Raw genomic sequence first — 16,649 nt, forward strand, 5'->3', positions numbered from 1 at the left:
TCAATGAAAATTACACGCAGAAGATTTCTGCAAGCTTCGGCAGCGACAGGGCTCTTAGTTGCTGGAACCGCAGGTCTTCCAGCACTGCAAGCTCTCGCCCAAGGCGAGAGTACAGCCTCCAGTGAAGGAAAATGGGTGAGCACCCTCTGCCAAGGCTGTACCTCCTGGTGCGCCATGCAAGCCTATGTGGTCAATGGCCGGGTGGTCAAAGTCAGAGGAAACGAAAACAGTAAAGCCAGTCACGGCAAAATCTGTCCAAGACCTCATCTGGCTATCCAACAGGTCTATGATCCAGATCGGGTCAAGGTTCCCATGAAGCGCACTAACCCTGTCAAGGGACGTAATGAAGATCCAAAGTTTGTCCCCATCACCTGGGAAGAAGCCATCGATACCATTACCGACAAAATGATGGAACTCCGTGAGAATAACGAACCCGAGAAATATGTCTATTTCCGGGGCCGCTATGGGGGAGCCACCGATATCTCCTATGATGCCACCACCAAGGTCTTTGGCTCTCCTAATAATATCTCCCACAGCTCCATCTGTGCGGAAGCAGAGAAATTCGGCCCCTACTATACAGAAGCTTATTGGGACTATCGGGATTACGATTTAGCAGAAACCCGCTATGTCCTCAACTGGGGAGCAGATCCCGTTGCCTCTAACCGCCAAGTCCCCCATGTCATGAATATATGGGGTAATGTCGCGGATCAAGCAACGATTGTAACCATAGACCCGCGTCTTTCCGCCTCGGCCGCTAAATCCCAGGAGTGGATGCCGGTTATTCCAGGGGAAGATGGTGCCCTGGCTGTAGCTATTGCTCATGTTATTCTTACTGAAGGGCTATGGTATAAGGACTTTGTCGGAGACTTCAACGAGGGCGTCAATCTCTTCCAAAAAGGAGTGACCGTTCCTGAAGAAGCCTTTACCGAAAAATATACTTCCGGCGTAGTTAGGTGGTGGAATCTGGAGCTGAAGGATCGCACACCGGAGTGGGCAGCTGAACGTGCCGGAGTACCTGCAGAGCAAATCATCCGCGTTGCTCGAGGATTCGCTAAAGCCGCACCCCGTGCCATTTCCTGGCTGTCCCCCGGCACTTCTATGCAGGTTCGTGGAGCTTATTCCACTATGGCGGCTCATGCCCTCAATGGTTTGGTAGGCTCAGTCGATAACGTGGGAGGAACCTTAAGAGGCTCCAGTGTACCCACCGGCAAAATCCCTAGTTATGAAGCTTACCAGGACGATATCTCCAAAAAGGGAACCAAGGCTAAAAAGATTGACCAAAGGGGTACTAAAGAATTCCCAGCCTTGAAGGATGGTAAGTCCGGTGGTGGTGTTCTTACAAACCGTGTAGCCGATGCCATGCTGGATAAAAATCCTTATGAAATCAAAATGGCGATTGCCGATTGGTGTAACCTTCCCTTCTCCTGTACCGGTGCTCAGCGCTGGGAAAAAGCCCTGGAGCAGCTCCCCTTCCTGGCCCATATTACCACTAATCCTTCTGAAATGACCCAGTATGCAGATATCGTTCTTCCCGCACCGATGCATGTCTTCGAGAAGTGGTCCTTCAACAAGAGCAAAGCCAATAAATATGGATTTGCCTCCATTCAGCAACAGGTTATCGAACCTCTTTGGGATGTAGTCAATGATGAAACCGGTGTCTCCTGGCTTATAGCCGAGTCTTTGGCTAAGAAAGGCTTCCCCAACCTCCTGGATTATTTCAGCAACGAATTTAAAGATCCCGAAACCGGTAAAGCACCAAGCAATCACGAGGAATTCACGATGATAACTCTCAAGATGCTAACTCATACCCTCTGGGATCCCAGTGCCGAAAAAAAGGGAGATAAACTCAATGGCTGGCTGGATTTCGTGGACAAGGGAGTTTGGAATAGCGTCGAACCACCTTATTTTAAAAACTGGGAAAGCTTTGGCACCAAGACAGCCAAGTTTGAGTTCTATAGTGAAACTCTAAAAGCGGCTCTCGAAGGTCATGCTGAAAAGCATAATACTACAATCGATGATGTTATGCAGGCAACCCACTACCTGGCCCGGGGAGAGCAAGCCTTTGTTCCCCACTATGAAGAGCCCTTGCGCCATGGAGATGCCGCAGAATACCCCTTCATTTTCTTCGAGCATCGTTCAAGACTGAATCGGGAAGGCCGCTCGGCCAATACACTTTGGTATCAAGAATTCAAGGATGTTGATCCCGGTGATGAGCCTTGGGATGACGTTGCTAAAATCAACCCTGCAGACGGAGCAAGCTTGGGTATCAAAACCGGAGATGCCATCCGTATTACCTCTCCACAGGGAAGCATCACTTGTACCGCCAAGCTCTGGGAGGGTGTTCGCCCCGGAACAGTGGGCAAATGCTATGGCCAAGGACACTGGGCCTATGGCAAGATTGCCTCTTTGGAATATGGCAAAAAGCCCCGGGGAGGCAACAACAACGAAATTCTTCCCTCAGACTTCGAGCGCTTAAGCGGAAGCACTGCCCGTCACGGTGGCGTAACCCGCATCAAAATTGAAAAAGTTTAATTCACAAAACGCGGAGGTGAATAACATTGGCACGATATGGAATGGTCATTAACTTGCATAAATGCGTCGGCTGCGGAGCTTGCGGCATTGCCTGCAAGAATGAAAATAACGTGGATCAGGGGATGTTTTGGGCCCATCACATTAAACAGACAACCGGTGTCTTCCCCAATGTAACCTACGAATATGTCCCTACTCTTTGCAACCACTGTGATCATGCTGCCTGCGTCAGAGCTTGCCCCACCAAAGCCATGTATAAGGATAATCAAGGGCTGACCCTTCATAATCCTAATAAATGCATTGGCTGTAAGAGCTGTATGCAAGCCTGCCCCTATGAAGTGATTAACTACAACTCTAAGGAGCCCCATGGTCATTGGCGGGATAAAACCTCTGTCATTGCGCAGTGTACAACCAATGGTGCTGAAACAGCCGAAAAAGTCGGCGAAAAAATCCCCTACTACAACCCTGACCGGGCAGCTACCTATGACGGCATTCGCCCCAAGGGCATCGTTGAAAAATGCACCCTGTGTGATCACCGCCTGGCCAAGGGAGAAATCCCCTACTGTGCTGCTTCTTGCCCTGCTGATGCTCGAACTGTTGGTGATTTTGATGACCCCACAAGTGAAGTTAGCCAGCTAATCGGCAAGTATGGTTATAAGCAATTAAAACCAAATGCCGGCACTCAGCCCAAAGTATTTTACATCAGGAACTTCCACCATTCATAAAGATTCATGAAAAATTGCAAACGGGTCAAAATCGGCCCGTTTGCACAATGCTTAATTGAAAGGTTGGGTTAGGAATGGTTACTCACCTAGATACTGGCACTATAACCCAAGCAGCAAACTCCTATAAGCTTCTCTCCTTGCTGTATGGTTTCCCCTCTGAGGCAATGGAAGAAGTGCTATCCCTTCTTAAAGAAACTCTTAAAGAGCATAGACCTGATTTGATTCCTGTGGTATCCGAAATGGAAGACTACCTTGTTGGCATAACAGATTTTGAAGTTCTGAAAATAGAGCATGCAAAATTATTTGTTGGACCTTTTGATCTATTAGCACCACCCTATGGCTCAATTTATATAGATGGGCAGCGCAGACTCATGGGCGATTCCACTATTAAGGTATTAGAAGCCTATGGAGACGCTGGGCTTAAGTTATCTGATGAATTTAAACAACCTCCTGATCACATTATTACTGAGCTTGAGTTCGTCTATTACCTTATAGCGAAATACCTTGAGACGAAGGATAATCAATGGCTTACTATGAAAGATACTTTTATGGACAAATATCTAAAGTCTTGGATAGCTGACTTTACCAACAGAATTGAAGAAAATGCCCAAAGTCCTTTTTACAAAGGATTAGCAAATTTAACTTTAGAATTGGTCAGCTAATTAAGACATTAGATAAATATATGGGGTTAAGCAGAGTGCTGAGTAATGTTAACAGCATAGACAAAGGCCAGAAAAAACGACATAAATGTGCCGTTTAATCTGGCCTGTTTTATATCTTTTCATAAGGTAGTGATTGCATTCTGGAATGCCAGATCCGTTCAGCCGTGCAGCCTATTGTGAGTGGAAATAATTCGCGTTAAGAATATATTTGTTGGACTAATTTCTTCATATTGACGCTCTTCGATATGAGGCGTATAATAGACATATCGATAAAAATGGATATGAGGTGTCGACATGAATATGGAAAATAAATATCAAAATAACGCAAAAGTCTTTAAAGCGCTTTGCGATCCGAATCGGCTGATGATTATGGAAATGTTGCAAAGTGCTGAGAGATGTGCCTGTGAAATCCTTGAGGATTTGCAGATCGGACAATCAACCTTATCACACCACATGAAGATTCTCTGTGAATCAGGACTTGTGGATAGTCGGAGAGAAGGAAAGTGGATGTACTATTCTTTTAATAAGGAGGGGTGTGAAGCTGCAAAGAATCTGTTGGCTGAAATAACAAGTCAAAAAGAAAATAATAATGTGGGAGGTCGTAAATGTGAATGTTAAGGCTCCAGCGAAGTTATCTATTCTCGATCGCTTTCTAACTCTATGGATTTTTCTTGCCATGGGGATAGGGGTGTTAGGGGGATACCTCTTTCCAGGCCTTGCTAAGACTTTAGAGAGTATGAGTACTGGTACGATTTCATGGCCTATAGCCATCGGTCTTATTATTATGATGTATCCACCGCTGGCAAAGATAAAGTATGAGGAAATAGGCAAAGTAGCCCAAAATAAAAAGGTTCTCCTACTGTCCTTGGTTCAAAACTGGATAATCGGCCCTGCGTTGATGTTTATCTTGGCTGTCTTATTGTTACCTGATATGCCGAATTATGCCATTGGTCTTATTATTATTGGTCTAGCACGTTGTATAGCCATGGTTATTGTCTGGAATACGTTGGCCAAAGGAGATAATGAATATTGCGCTGCTCTAGTCGCCTTGAATTCTATCTTCCAGATCCTACTGTATTCGGTATATATATATTTCTTTGTCACCGTCTTACCTCAATGGTTAGGACTTTCCTGGGGTGGGCAAGTGGTTCATGTTGCCATGGGGGATGTAGCTAAGAGCGTTTTAATCTATTTAGGAATTCCTTTTGCAGCTGGTTTTTTAACCCGATTTATTTTCTTAAGAATTAAGAACAAAGAGTGGTATGAAAAGGTCTTTATTCCTAAAATATCGCCTCTTGCTTTAATAGCTTTGTTATACACCATTATTGTGATGTTTGTCTTAAAAGGACAATTTATCGTGGCACTTCCTTTTCATGTGGTTCGTATTGCCATTCCGCTGTTAATCTATTTTGCCATTATGTTCTTGATCAGTTTTTATATGTCCTATAAGCAAGGTGTCAACTATGAGCAGACAGTAACCCTTGCCTTTACCGCAGCCAGCAATAACTTTGAGCTTGCCATTGCTGTTGCAGTTGCTGTTTTTGGAATCGCATCGGATCAAGCCTTCGCAGCCGTTATTGGGCCACTCGTTGAAGTGCCTGTGATGATTGCTTTGGTTAATCTCGCTTTTTACTTTAAGAGAAAGTACTTCGATAGAAAAGGGGTTGCAAATTCTAGTATCTAAAGAAAAGAAAAATAATGTTTGGGTATTAAATAATTTTACAAATAAATAGGAGTGATTAAAATGAAGAAAATACAAATCTTTGAACCGGCGATGTGCTGTCCTACAGGCCTTTGTGGTGTCGGCGTTGACCAAGAACTCCTCAGAATTTCAACGGTCCTCAGTGCCTTGAATAAAAAAGGTATCGAGGTTGAGCGATTCAATCTTACAAGTGCCCCAATGGAATTCGTTAATAATAAAACCATTAATGACCTCCTTAATACTAAAGGAGTCGATGATCTACCGGCTATCGTACTTGACGGGGAAATTGTCTTAACAGGAAGATATCCTTCCAATGATGAATTTTGTAAAATTTTGGATTTACCCAGTGGAACTTTAAACGAAAAATCTAATCCATTTGAAGTCACTACCAAAAGTAGTTCAGGTTCCTGTGATTGTTCAGATGGGGGATGTTGTTAAAATGAAGGCATTTACTCCTGAAAAGATTAAATTGACAAAATATCTTTTCTATACGGGTAAAGGTGGTGTCGGCAAGACTTCAACAGCCTGCGCTACCGCGGTGAGCCTTGCGGATAATGGCAAAAAAGTTTTGCTTATTAGTACTGATCCTGCCTCCAATCTTCAAGATGTTTTCAAAACTGATCTTAGTAATAAGGGTGTGGCAATTAAAGAGGTACCTAATCTTGTAGTGGCTAACCTTGATCCTGTACAAGCGGCTGATGAATACCGCGAAAGCGTGATTGCACCTTATCGGGGTAAACTTCCCGAGGTCGTTATCAAAAATATGGAGGAACAGCTTTCAGGGTCTTGCACCGTTGAGATTGCAGCTTTTAACGAGTTTTCGCAATTTATAACGGATGAAACAATGCAAGAAGAGTATGATCATATCATTTTCGATACGGCACCGACAGGTCATACGCTGAGAATGCTTCAGCTTCCCTCGGCGTGGAGTCAATTCATCAGTGAAAGCACGCATGGGGCATCTTGTTTAGGGCAACTCTCTGGTTTGGAGAGTAAAAAGGAAATGTATAAAAAAGCTGTAGAAACCTTAGCAGACGGTGACTTGACAACCCTTATTCTGGTTTCGCGTCCCGAAGAAACTCCGCTAAAAGAGGCTGTGCGAGCGTCGAAGGAGCTGGCGGATTTAGGAGTAAACAATCAAGTATTGATATTAAACGGAGTCCTTGCTTCCTATGATGATGCAATTTCCGAAAGTCTTTATCTCAAGCAACAGAAGGCACTTGAAGAAATGCCAAAGGGTTTACAGAACTTACTCACCTATACGGTGCCACTCAGAGCGTATAATGTCACGGGGATAGAAAATGTCCGAGCTTTGCTCACCCAGGATAACTTGATTATTCATAAAGAAAGAATTCAGGAAGAAACCATTCCGCAGCTTAAAGATGTCATTGATGATCTGCATGACACCCATAAAAAGGTCATTTTTACGATGGGGAAGGGCGGGGTCGGTAAGACAACGATTGCAGCGGCCGTTGCCTTGGGATTATCGGAAAGAGGGAAAAAGGTGCATCTTACGACCACAGATCCTGCGGCCCACCTCCGATTTGTCATCAATGAGAAGAGCGGGATTACCTTAAGCCACATTGATGAGCAGGCAGAACTCCAAAAATATCAAGAGGAAGTCCTTTCTAAGGCAAGAGAAACAATGTCGGAGGAGGATATTGCCTATATCGAGGAAGACTTGCGTTCTCCTTGTACCCAAGAGATTGCAGTATTCAGAGCGTTTGCCCAAATTGTCGAGAAAGCCGAAGATCAAGTGGTGGTTATCGACACCGCGCCGACAGGGCACACTTTACTTTTACTGGATTCCACCCAGAGCTATCACCAAGAAATTAAACGTTCACAAGGCGATATTCCGGAATCGGTGAAAAAACTTCTTCCGAGACTTCGCAATTCAGAGGAGACGGAAGTCATCATTGTTACCCTTGCGGAAGCTACACCGGTCTACGAAGCGATGCGTCTTGAAGGAGATTTGAAACGGGCAGGGATTGCGACGAAATGGTGGGTTATTAACTCTTCTCTGTATCGTACAGGAACCACCAACCAATTATTGGCGGCAAAGGCAAGCCATGAGATCGAGTGGATCAATAAGGTCGATGAACATGCAAAGGGGAATTTTGCTGTGATCCCGTGGAGCGCCGAAGACATTAAAGGAGATAAACTGCTTGAACTCTAATTTTCACCAATGACTAAGTGAGGGAACTAATAATGAGTAAAGTAAAGGTTGCTTTTGTCTGTGTACACAATTCTTGTCGTTCACAGATGGCTGAGGCTCTGGGTAAAAGATTCGCTTCAGATGTTTTTGAGTCGTACTCAGCCGGTACCGAGACAAAGCCTGCTATTAATAAAGACGCCATTCGGATCGTAAAACAGCTTTATGATATTGATATGGAAAAGACTCAAGTTTCCAAGTTGATTCAAGATATCCCAAAGCCGGATATTGTGATTACGATGGGGTGCAATGTTAATTGTCCGTATGTACCGTGTAAGTACCGAGAAGACTGGGGTCTTGAAGATCCAACAGGAAAAAGCGATGATGAGTTTATCGAAACGGCAAAAGTCATCGAAGATAAAGTTTTGAAACTTAAAGAACGGATAATGAGCGGTGAAATTAGTGCTTAAGTATTAAAAAAGAATTATCTGGCTTGGACACTTGGATTCTAATCCCTGATACCAAGGTATTATTGTATGGTGTGCTGCTGGTAAAGGGATCGTTGGAACGACCGAAATCTTAAATCCTCTGGCCATTGCAACTCGATAAAGCGATCTCTCATCGAACGCTGATCTTACCCCAGTTGGGTGCACCGGGCGTAAGTGCTCATGAGGTAACCCGGCATTCTGGGTTGAAGGTTGTTTACGGTTCGATAGAGGCCATGGCAGAGATGTGTTTAGTAAAACTGAATAAAGTCAAGGGCAAACCTGCCTAAAGGCAGGGACGCAAAACCGTAGGATCTAAGGTGCTTAAAAGGCGCTATGATAGCCTGGTTGCCAATGTTGCAAGCCTGTCTTTTAGACAGGCTTTTGTTGTATATGCTTTACAACATTGATTAATGCTTCTCAGGTCTGCCTTTTGCTGACATTTGTACTTGGCGAAAGGGGGCCTCAGGATTCATTGCCGCGCTTACCGTTATCAATTCATCAGGAGGTCGAAATAAAGACAGAGCACTTTGTCTATACGGCCTCCCATCAATTCAATACCGCCGAAAACCAGCACTTCGCTTATTGCAAAGTGCTGGTTTTTTCTTAGCGGTTAATTTCACAATATTCAGGCAATTGGGTGCGAAAAACTTTACATGCTGCACCGCTTTCTGCAAAAGCACATCAGTTCCGAATTGCCGCTCACCTCCGCTTGTTCTTCATTTCCAGATTTAAAAGATCGCGAAATGGAGGACAAGCCGATGGCTAAATTAGAAAAAAGGGTGAACTATCGTAAACAGTATCCCGGTTTAAGCGATGAACAGATTGAGGCACTGGAAAAAAGCGACCGCAAGATGGAGTACCAACAATACGACCTGAAAGCAGAGCGGTACCGGATTGACTATGTTAAGCGGACCGTTGCATTCGTTCCCAGCCGGGAAGACTCCTATGAACGGCTGCTGGAGGAAAACCGGCAGTTTGCCGATGAGCGGGTAAGCGTAGAGAATGCTGCAGTGAAAGCGGTCATGCTTGAGAAAATGCAGACTTGCCTGGAACTCCTGGCACCGAAGGAAAAGGAGCTGATCACTGAGCTGTTTCTTAAAGGCAAGAGCGAACGGCAGCTGTCAAGGGAAACCGGTATTCCTTATATGACCATTCATGACCGGAAGATTAAGATTCTGGGCAAATTAAAAAAACTCATGGATAAGTAAAAATAGTTCCGTGCAACCCCCTCACTCAACGTGGAAATAAGTGAGGGGGTTTCTTTATGCCCTTTCTGTTCTTTGAAAACTAAAAATCCGGCAGCATAAATACATGAACTGTCCAGCCGTGCTGAGCGGCAGCGACGTTGACAGGCGCGCCAAGACTACCTGCGGATGGGTGACAGGTATCCGTCGAACCGATGGCATCGAAGGCGACGAGCGGGAATGCCCGGTCATAAAACAGCCCGTGGTGGGCTGTTTCGCAAGGAAATGGACAGGGATAATGCTACTTCCGTCCAGCCACAGCCCTGCTGCAAGCAGGATCAGGCAATGGGGGCGGCTCGCAGAGATCCTGGGAGAGGTGAGATTCCTATGGTGTTTGCTTAACCGGCAGACTGTTTATGCTGCCGCCCTGTAAGAATCATGGATTCTTTTGTGCTTCGGGAAGTAGTGTCGAATAGAGGCACGGCAACTGTTTTGGAAATGAAGAACAAACTCATCACTTTGATCTTAGATACTGCGCGGCGGGGCTTAAAAGTTCCGCCGTGTAGAATCTAAGCTAAATCTTATATATTGGTGGGATAAAAATGACGGATGATAAACAAAAGGCCTGGGCTTACCTGCGAGTTGGAGCTTCCGGGGATGCAAATTATTGCCTGAAAAAGCAAAGCGAGGTACTCTCGGACTATGCTAAATGGCAGGGATATGAGGTCGTCGGAATAGCTCAGGATATCGGCAGTGGCCCGGATTTTAAGCGCAACGGTCTGGCTATAGTGGCGGAAGCCGCTGCTGCAGGCGAGATGAAGGCTCTGTTCATTGCAAGTCTTTCCCGGCTTGGCAGGGATGAAGTTCCAACCATTGACTTTCTCCGGCGGCTGAATGAACAGGGCATTAAGATTTTTTCGGCCAAAGAGGGTGAGATCAATGCTGCTCTCTTTAAGATACTTTCCCCGCAAGTGGTTGACGCTTTGATGAATTTAGCGAATCCGCGAGTCCTGGAACATCCTTATTTAGTGGCTTATTCTGAGCGGGATGACATCTACGTTCCCCATGTCTTAAAGGTAACTCCGAAAAATATCGCAGCCTTTATTGCTCAAAGTACGACCGGAGAAGGAGGTGACGTGCTTATCACCACACCCAGTGATGTGGCCGTTATTTCAACCCATGATGGCGTTATCGAATATTGCTCGGATCGGGATTTTTTAGAAAATAAACTACTTCCTATGCTTACTTCTATGCAGCAGGGGGATATGGAGATCCCTGATGTGGAGGAAATGGCTGAGGGAGGTGTTCTTGATTCCCGGCAGGAAGCTGATCCGGAACGGACGGAAACAGATGATCAGACTCTGGAGGATAATCCGAGCATGACTCTTAAAATGGAATATTAGGCGTTGGGCTAAAATCTTACTTCCGTCCGGTCACTGTCTGCCTAGAATCAGGAGCGGTCAATGGGTTATTTTCGGAGGTTCCGGGGTATCACTCATTGCCGGATCCTGGATGAGTTGCAGTTTCTAAGGGGGGGATGAATCGGCAGCCCGTTTATACTGTCGCTCTCCAAGATTAGGGATTCTTATGCTGTTTTGGAAAGTAGGCGTATTGAAGCGCGGTAATTGTTTTGGAAATGCCTGCAGGGAGATCCCTTTGATCTCAGATAGCCGCGGCAGAGGAAATTCTCCTGCCGCATCCATGTGAGATTAAAGGCCGAAACTAAGGAGGAATCGCAATGAAAACGTCAAGACAGAACGAGATTATAGACGAAGACCGGGTTATTGGCTATGTATACGGCTATGACTGAAATCTGAGGGCATTTTATTTTGAAAATACCATGGCCAGCATCACTAACTTTATTATGCTCCACGGGGAAGATGAGGATAAAATGATTTTGACGGACAGACTCGATCGTCTGACTCTAAATACCTTCGGAGCAATCATCAACCGCTGCCCGGATCAGACACTGCTTCAGGAAATTCTGCAAGACCTGATCCCCATGCAGATGGGGAAAAAGAGCCTGAGAAAATTCTGTGCGCGGATGAAGCAGATTTCCAAGCTCTTCTGGCGGGGGAAGAAGAGCAGTTTGCTGAAAGTGAGCTTGGATGCTGTAACGACAACTGTCACCGGAAAGCACGGAATATGAAAATAGCTGAAGCGGCAGGAGAGAGTGCTCCTGCCGCTTTCCCATTAAGTAAGAAAATAAAAATGGGGGAGATTGTGATGAAGGAATGGACACGCGCCTGGACCTATGGCCGAATTGATGCGCCGGAAGATACCCGCGGCAGTTTAAAAGGCCAGCGGGATGACCTGTTTGATTATGCCCGACAGATGGACCTGGAGGTTGTGGGATCTTCTCAGGATACCGGAAGCAGTCTGGAGTGCAGCCAGAACGGGCTGCTGGAGATGATGAAGGCTGCCAGGGACGGCAAATTTGAGGTACTGCTGATCATAAAGATTGACTGCCTAAGCCGGTATCCCGGAAAAACCCTTGGGTTACTCCGGGAGCTGGAGAGGTTGAACATCCAGGTTTTCTCCCCGCTAGAGGGCCAAATCCATTCGGACTCGTTTAAGATTTTTGCTGTGCTCAGGGGAGGTGAGTTGGGTGTCCAAGACCCAGGAAGCCAATGAAGTGAAATACAAGGTGGCACTCAAACTGCTGGATATCATGCTGAGCAAGGGCCTGATTACCCTTGCTGAATACCGGAAAATAGACGCTTTGAACCGGCAAACCTTCACACCGGAACTTGCCGAAGTATATGCGTAATAACACTAGCTATCCTGAAAATGGTGTGGTAATGTGTGTTGCTGACAGAGGTCAAAAAAGGTCAAACCAGAAGGGAAGGAGAAAGCCATGGCCAAGAAGATCACGAAAATTGAGCCTGTTCAGCACCAGATTGCCCTGCAGTTACAGCCGAAAAAGCGGGTTTGCGCCTACTGCCGGGTCAGCAGCGACTCCTGGGAACAGCAGAATTCTTTCACCGCCCAGTTGGAATATTATCAGCCCCTGATCAAAGGGCGGGAAGACTGGGAATTCGCCGGGATCTATGCCGATGAAGCAAGAAGCGGAATGAAGCTGCAAAAAAGAGATGACTTTTTAAGGATGATGAAGGACTGCGAAAAGGGCCGGATCGACATGATTATCACGAAATCCGTGACCCGCTTCGCCCGAAACACCGTAGACAGCATCCAAGCGATCCGAAGATTAAAGGAACTTGGCATTGCTGTCTTTTTTGAAAAGGAAAACATTAACAGCTTGTCAGAGAAAAGCGAACAGATGCTGACCATCTTAAGCTCGCTGGCCCAGGGGGAAGCCGAAAGCGTCTCCACCAACAACAAATGGGGTATTCTCAAACGTTTTCAGGACGGCACCTATATCATCAGTACACCGGCTTACGGCTATACCAACAATGGAAATGGAGAACTGACCATTCAGGAGGTAGAAGCTGTCGTGGTCCGCCGTATTTTCCGGGACTACCTGAACGGCAAGGGGACCCACATAATCGCTAAAGAGTTATCGGAAGAAGGCGTCCCCACCATCTGCGGGGCTGAAACATGGCAGGCCGCAGTGATCAAGGAGATTCTCATTAATCCGGTTTATACCGGAAATTTGCTTCAGCAGAAAACCCTGACCACAGAAGTGATTCCCTTTAAGCGCAAAAGAAACCGGGGCCAGTTGCCTCAGTACCTCATCGAGCATAACCATGCGGCGATTATCCCTCAAGAGGCGGCCAATGCGGTGATTGACATCTTTGCTTACCGTCGCAAGCAGATGGGCTTGGATGATCCGGCGAAGTGCCAGAACCGCTATGCCTTCAGCAGCAAAATACACTGCGGTGAATGCGGCGGTATTTTCCATAGACTGAAGCTTTACGTCGGCAAGCCTTACGAAACGATCCAATGGGGTTGTATCCGGCATATTAAGAACGGCGAGCAATGTGGTCAGAAGGCGATCCGGGAAGATGCCATCCAAGGCGCTTTCACCGTGATGTGGAATAAACTCATAACCAATTCTGACAAGATCCTCATCCCGCTGCTGGAGATGCTTAAAAAGCTCCGGGTCGATGAGGCGCAGGAACAAGAAATCGGCGCATGCCATAACCGCATCATGGAACTGACAGAGCAGGTCCATATCCTCAGCCGCTTGGCCGCGAAAGGATATATGGACCCCGCTGTTTTAATCGAGCGGCAGAATGCTCTGGCCATCGAGCTTGCCGCAGTGAAAAAGAAAAGAAACCAGCTTCTGGATAATAACGGCTTTGACCGGGAAATCGCCGGGACGGAATTGATGCTGGAGCTGATCAGAATAAATCCTCACGTGATTGAAAAATACCGTGAGGATTTATTTTTGCAGGTCATAGATAAAGTCATCATCCAGAAAAACGGGCAAATCACCTTCCGCCTTATCAACCAGCTGGAGCTGTCCGAATCCTGTCGGAAGGAGGGAGCACAAGATGATACAAGGCAATATGCCGTTCGGCTATAAGCTGGCGGAGGGAAAAATTCAGTTTGATGAACCCAAAGCCACGGTGGTCAAAACAATATTTGCCGATTATCTCGCCGGAAAATCCACTCGTCGGATTGCCAAACAGCTGGCCGAAAGGGGATGTTTGAATGGAAATAACAAGCCCTCATGGAGTCATGGGTCTGTGGGCAATGTCCTGGAGAATGTCAACTATCTGGGAGATGAATTCTACCCGCAGCTGATTGAGCGCGGATGCTTTGAACAGGTCCAGAAACTCCGGAAAGAACGCCGTGTACAGCTGGGAAGAGGCATTCACCCCAACAGCACCAATCACCAAGAGACTTTCAGCGGCATGCTCCGGTGCGGACAATGCGGAGAGGGTTACCGCAAGTACAAAGAACGCAGCAGTCGTAAGGCCAAAAAGTCCGTCTGGAGATGCAAACGGTATCTCATCAAAGACAGAGTGTGCTGCCGCTGCGGTTTCCTCACGGATGAACAGATCGAAAAGGCGTTTGTGGCTGTGGCCAACCGCATTTTGACCCGTATGCAAATCCTTGACCGCAAGCCAGCCAAAGCCCCTGTCCTTTATAACCGTGAATTTCATCGCTTGAACCAGCGCATTCAGGAGCTGGAAGCCGAAGGGCGGTATTCGTCCCCGGAGCTTCCGGCTCTTCTTTTTAAACGGGCCCAGGCTTGCTATCAAACAGCACAGATTGATGACACGGATTATCAGACCGGGAAGCTGAAACAGGCGTTTTCAGGCCGGCAGCTGCTCGGAGCATTTGACCGGGAGCTGTTTCGGGCAACGGTCAAGCAAGCCACAGTCTATACCGGCCAGCGGCTGGTGTTTGAATGGATCAATGGTTTAACCATGGAAACCGGATATTGAGCAAGGAAAGGATGAGAGCATGCACAAGCGCAAGCCTGAAGCAGAAAAAAAGGCTCAGCCCTCAAGGATAGCCTGCTATGCCAGGACCGGCAAAGTTGAGCAATTAAGCCCTGAAGCTCAGAGGGGTTATGTTAACGAACGGCCCGAAATTGGCGGGAAAGGAGCACACCATGATGCAGACGGCGGCAGTTAAGAAGAACATCTCCGTGATACCGCCCCAGCCGGAATATGACCGGAGCATCAAGCCTCAGTTTAAGGCTCTGCGGGTTGCGGCCTACTGCCGCGTCAGCACTACTATGGAACAGCAGGAAACCAGTTACGAAGCCCAGATCTCATACTATACGGAAAAAATCAAAAGCAATCCCAACTGGAAGTTCGCCGGGATCTATGCCGATGACGGAAAGTCTGCAACCAATACCAAAAAGCGCGATGATTTCAAGGCTATGATTGGGGACTGTCTGGCCGGAAAAATCGACATGGTCATCACCAAGTCGGTGAGCCGCTTCGCCCGAAACACCGTGGACAGTCTGCAGAATATCCGCAAACTCAAGGAGAAAAACATCGCCGTCTTCTTTGAAAAAGAGGGTGTCAATACGCTGGAGGGCAGTGGAGAGCTTCTGATCACCATCTTAAGCAGCCAGGCTCAGGAAGAGAGCCGGAACCTGAGTGAAAACACCCGCTGGGGCCTGGTCAGGCGCTTTGAAAAGGGCATCGTCTCGATCAACCATAATAAATTCTTAGGCTACACTAAGGACAAAAACGGCGAGCTGGTCATTGTGCCGGAGGAAGCGGTGCTGGTCCGGCGGATTTTCCGGCTTTATCTTGAAGGGAAAAGCCTTGCTAAAATCTGCAAGATTTTAGAGTCGGAAGGGATCAGAACCGTCACTGGTTTAAAGAAATGGCGCTCCGGCGTCATTTATAAGATGCTGAGCAACGAAAAATACATGGGTGATGTCCTCCAGCAAAAGACCTATACCATTGATTACCTCAATAAAAAGCGGGTCGAGAATAACGGCATTGTTCCACAGTATTACATCGAGGATGATCATGAAGCCATCATCCCCAAAGAGCTTTTTTACAGAGTACAGGAGGAAAAGGCCAGACGGGCTGGTCTAAACAAAACTACCGCTGCCCGCAGGGCAAAGCAGGAGAAGGAGAAAAGCAAATACAGCTCTATATACGCCCTGTCGGATATCATGGTCTGCAAGGAGTGCGGCCAGCCATACCGCAGGCAAATCTGGTCGAAATACGGACGGAAAAGTGCCGTGTGGCGCTGCGAGAACCGCCTGAAGAACGGCACCAAACACTGCAGGCACTCTCCGACCTTAAAAGAGGAGGTCCTGCAAGGTGCAGTCATGACCGCCATCAACAGTGTGGTGGAGAATCGCGGTGAGTTTGTCGGGGCCTTTCGGGAAAATGTGATCCGGGTCATCGGCAGTTACTCCACTAAAAACGTACCCACCCAATATGACGGGGAGATTGAAAAACTGCAGAGCCAGATGCTGGCCTTAATTGAGGAGAATGCCAGGAAGGGCTCGGTCGCGGAAGAGTTTGACCAACAGTATCAGGGAATCGCGATGCAGATCAAGGACCTCAAGCAGAAGAAGCTGGAGCTGGCCCGGGAACGAAAGCAGGCGGAAAACGTTCAACAGAGAGTGGTCGGTATGGATGCCTACCTGAACAGGACCACCTGGGAGGTGCGGGAGTTTGATGACGACTTAGTCCGCAGGCTTTTGCAGAACATCAGGGTCATCAATGATGAACTGCTGGAAATCCAGTTCAGGTCCGGGATTGTCATGAAGCAGCGGGTGTCTTATTTCGATTGATCCAAACGGCAGGAAGGGCTGACC

17 protein-coding genes, 1 pseudogene and 1 riboswitch are annotated in these 16,649 nt (G+C 47.0%); all 18 genes and pseudogenes read left to right on the top strand.

Translation table 11 applies throughout. From position 1 onward, the window contains the following. Positions 1–3: 3 nt before the first annotated feature. The 18 genes and pseudogenes from DESLBE_RS19710 (at position 4) to DESLBE_RS19785 (ending at position 16,625) form a co-directional block, all read left to right on the top strand. On the top strand, positions 4–2,532 hold the full coding sequence (locus DESLBE_RS19710; RefSeq protein ID WP_144678011.1) for a molybdopterin-dependent oxidoreductase: 2,529 nt from the start codon (positions 4–6) through the stop codon (positions 2,530–2,532). Between the two features lie 26 nt (positions 2,533–2,558). Then, a complete protein-coding gene (locus DESLBE_RS19715) occupies positions 2,559–3,254 on the top strand; it encodes a 4Fe-4S dicluster domain-containing protein (protein WP_144678012.1) in 696 nt (231 codons plus the stop codon). A gap of 74 nt (positions 3,255–3,328) precedes the next feature. Beyond that, a complete protein-coding gene (locus tag DESLBE_RS19720) occupies positions 3,329–3,916 on the top strand; it encodes a molecular chaperone TorD family protein (RefSeq protein WP_144678013.1) in 588 nt (195 codons plus the stop codon). A 300-nt stretch (positions 3,917–4,216) separates the two neighbouring features. Further along, the gene (locus tag DESLBE_RS19725) at positions 4,217–4,534 is read left to right on the top strand and encodes a metalloregulator ArsR/SmtB family transcription factor (RefSeq protein ID WP_042339457.1); all 318 of its coding nucleotides are present in this window, start codon (positions 4,217–4,219) and stop codon (positions 4,532–4,534) included. Beyond that, positions 4,524–5,600 carry an ACR3 family arsenite efflux transporter gene (gene arsB / locus DESLBE_RS19730; protein ID WP_282433891.1) on the top strand — a complete coding sequence of 359 codons (1,077 nt, stop codon included), beginning with the start codon at positions 4,524–4,526 and terminating at the stop codon, positions 5,598–5,600. Before DESLBE_RS19725 ends, arsB begins: the two co-directional genes overlap by 11 nt. 60 nt (positions 5,601–5,660) lie before the next feature. Continuing rightward, positions 5,661–6,056, top strand: a complete 396-nt coding sequence (gene arsD / locus DESLBE_RS19735) for an arsenite efflux transporter metallochaperone ArsD (RefSeq protein WP_144678015.1) — start codon at positions 5,661–5,663, stop codon at positions 6,054–6,056. A 1-nt stretch (position 6,057) separates the two neighbouring features. Beyond that, positions 6,058–7,794, top strand: coding sequence for an arsenical pump-driving ATPase (gene arsA / locus DESLBE_RS19740; protein ID WP_144678016.1), 1,737 nt, complete (start codon positions 6,058–6,060; stop codon positions 7,792–7,794). 32 nt (positions 7,795–7,826) lie between these two features. Continuing rightward, entirely contained in the window at positions 7,827–8,240 is a 414-nt protein-coding gene (locus DESLBE_RS19745) for an arsenate reductase ArsC (RefSeq protein WP_144678017.1), read from the top strand. A gap of 55 nt (positions 8,241–8,295) precedes the next feature. Next, a pseudogene (locus DESLBE_RS27350) lies at positions 8,296–8,452 on the top strand (acetyl-CoA synthase subunit gamma); the annotation flags it as partial. 68 nt (positions 8,453–8,520) lie between these two features. Beyond that, positions 8,521–8,611: riboswitch (cyclic di-GMP riboswitch) on the top strand. A gap of 405 nt (positions 8,612–9,016) precedes the next feature. After that, positions 9,017–9,466 carry a sigma-70 family RNA polymerase sigma factor gene (locus DESLBE_RS19755; protein ID WP_144678018.1) on the top strand — a complete coding sequence of 150 codons (450 nt, stop codon included), beginning with the start codon at positions 9,017–9,019 and terminating at the stop codon, positions 9,464–9,466. Between the two features lie 578 nt (positions 9,467–10,044). Next, positions 10,045–10,845 carry a recombinase family protein gene (locus tag DESLBE_RS19760; protein ID WP_144678019.1) on the top strand — a complete coding sequence of 267 codons (801 nt, stop codon included), beginning with the start codon at positions 10,045–10,047 and terminating at the stop codon, positions 10,843–10,845. 494 nt (positions 10,846–11,339) lie between these two features. Then, on the top strand, positions 11,340–11,591 hold the full coding sequence (locus DESLBE_RS19765; protein ID WP_144678020.1) for a hypothetical protein: 252 nt from the start codon (positions 11,340–11,342) through the stop codon (positions 11,589–11,591). Continuing rightward, a complete protein-coding gene (locus DESLBE_RS19770; protein WP_243131353.1) occupies positions 11,588–12,076 on the top strand; it encodes a recombinase family protein in 489 nt (162 codons plus the stop codon). The genes DESLBE_RS19765 and DESLBE_RS19770 overlap by 4 nt, the downstream gene beginning before the upstream one ends. After that, the gene (locus tag DESLBE_RS26655; protein ID WP_172625461.1) at positions 12,051–12,212 is read left to right on the top strand and encodes an SHOCT domain-containing protein; all 162 of its coding nucleotides are present in this window, start codon (positions 12,051–12,053) and stop codon (positions 12,210–12,212) included. The genes DESLBE_RS19770 and DESLBE_RS26655 overlap by 26 nt, the downstream gene beginning before the upstream one ends. A gap of 87 nt (positions 12,213–12,299) precedes the next feature. Continuing rightward, positions 12,300–13,931, top strand: a complete 1,632-nt coding sequence (locus tag DESLBE_RS19775) for a recombinase family protein (protein ID WP_144678021.1) — start codon at positions 12,300–12,302, stop codon at positions 13,929–13,931. Beyond that, positions 13,900–14,799, top strand: a complete 900-nt coding sequence (locus DESLBE_RS19780) for a recombinase family protein (protein WP_144678022.1) — start codon at positions 13,900–13,902, stop codon at positions 14,797–14,799. Before DESLBE_RS19775 ends, DESLBE_RS19780 begins: the two co-directional genes overlap by 32 nt. Before the next feature lie 19 nt (positions 14,800–14,818). After that, positions 14,819–14,992, top strand: a complete 174-nt coding sequence (locus DESLBE_RS26660) for a hypothetical protein (protein ID WP_172625462.1) — start codon at positions 14,819–14,821, stop codon at positions 14,990–14,992. Further along, positions 14,973–16,625, top strand: a complete 1,653-nt coding sequence (locus DESLBE_RS19785; RefSeq protein WP_144678697.1) for a recombinase family protein — start codon at positions 14,973–14,975, stop codon at positions 16,623–16,625. Before DESLBE_RS26660 ends, DESLBE_RS19785 begins: the two co-directional genes overlap by 20 nt. Positions 16,626–16,649 lie beyond the last annotated feature (24 nt).

The sequence above is a fragment of the Desulfitobacterium sp. LBE genome, assembly GCF_007830365.1.
GTDB lineage: Bacteria > Bacillota > Desulfitobacteriia > Desulfitobacteriales > Desulfitobacteriaceae > Desulfitobacterium > Desulfitobacterium hafniense.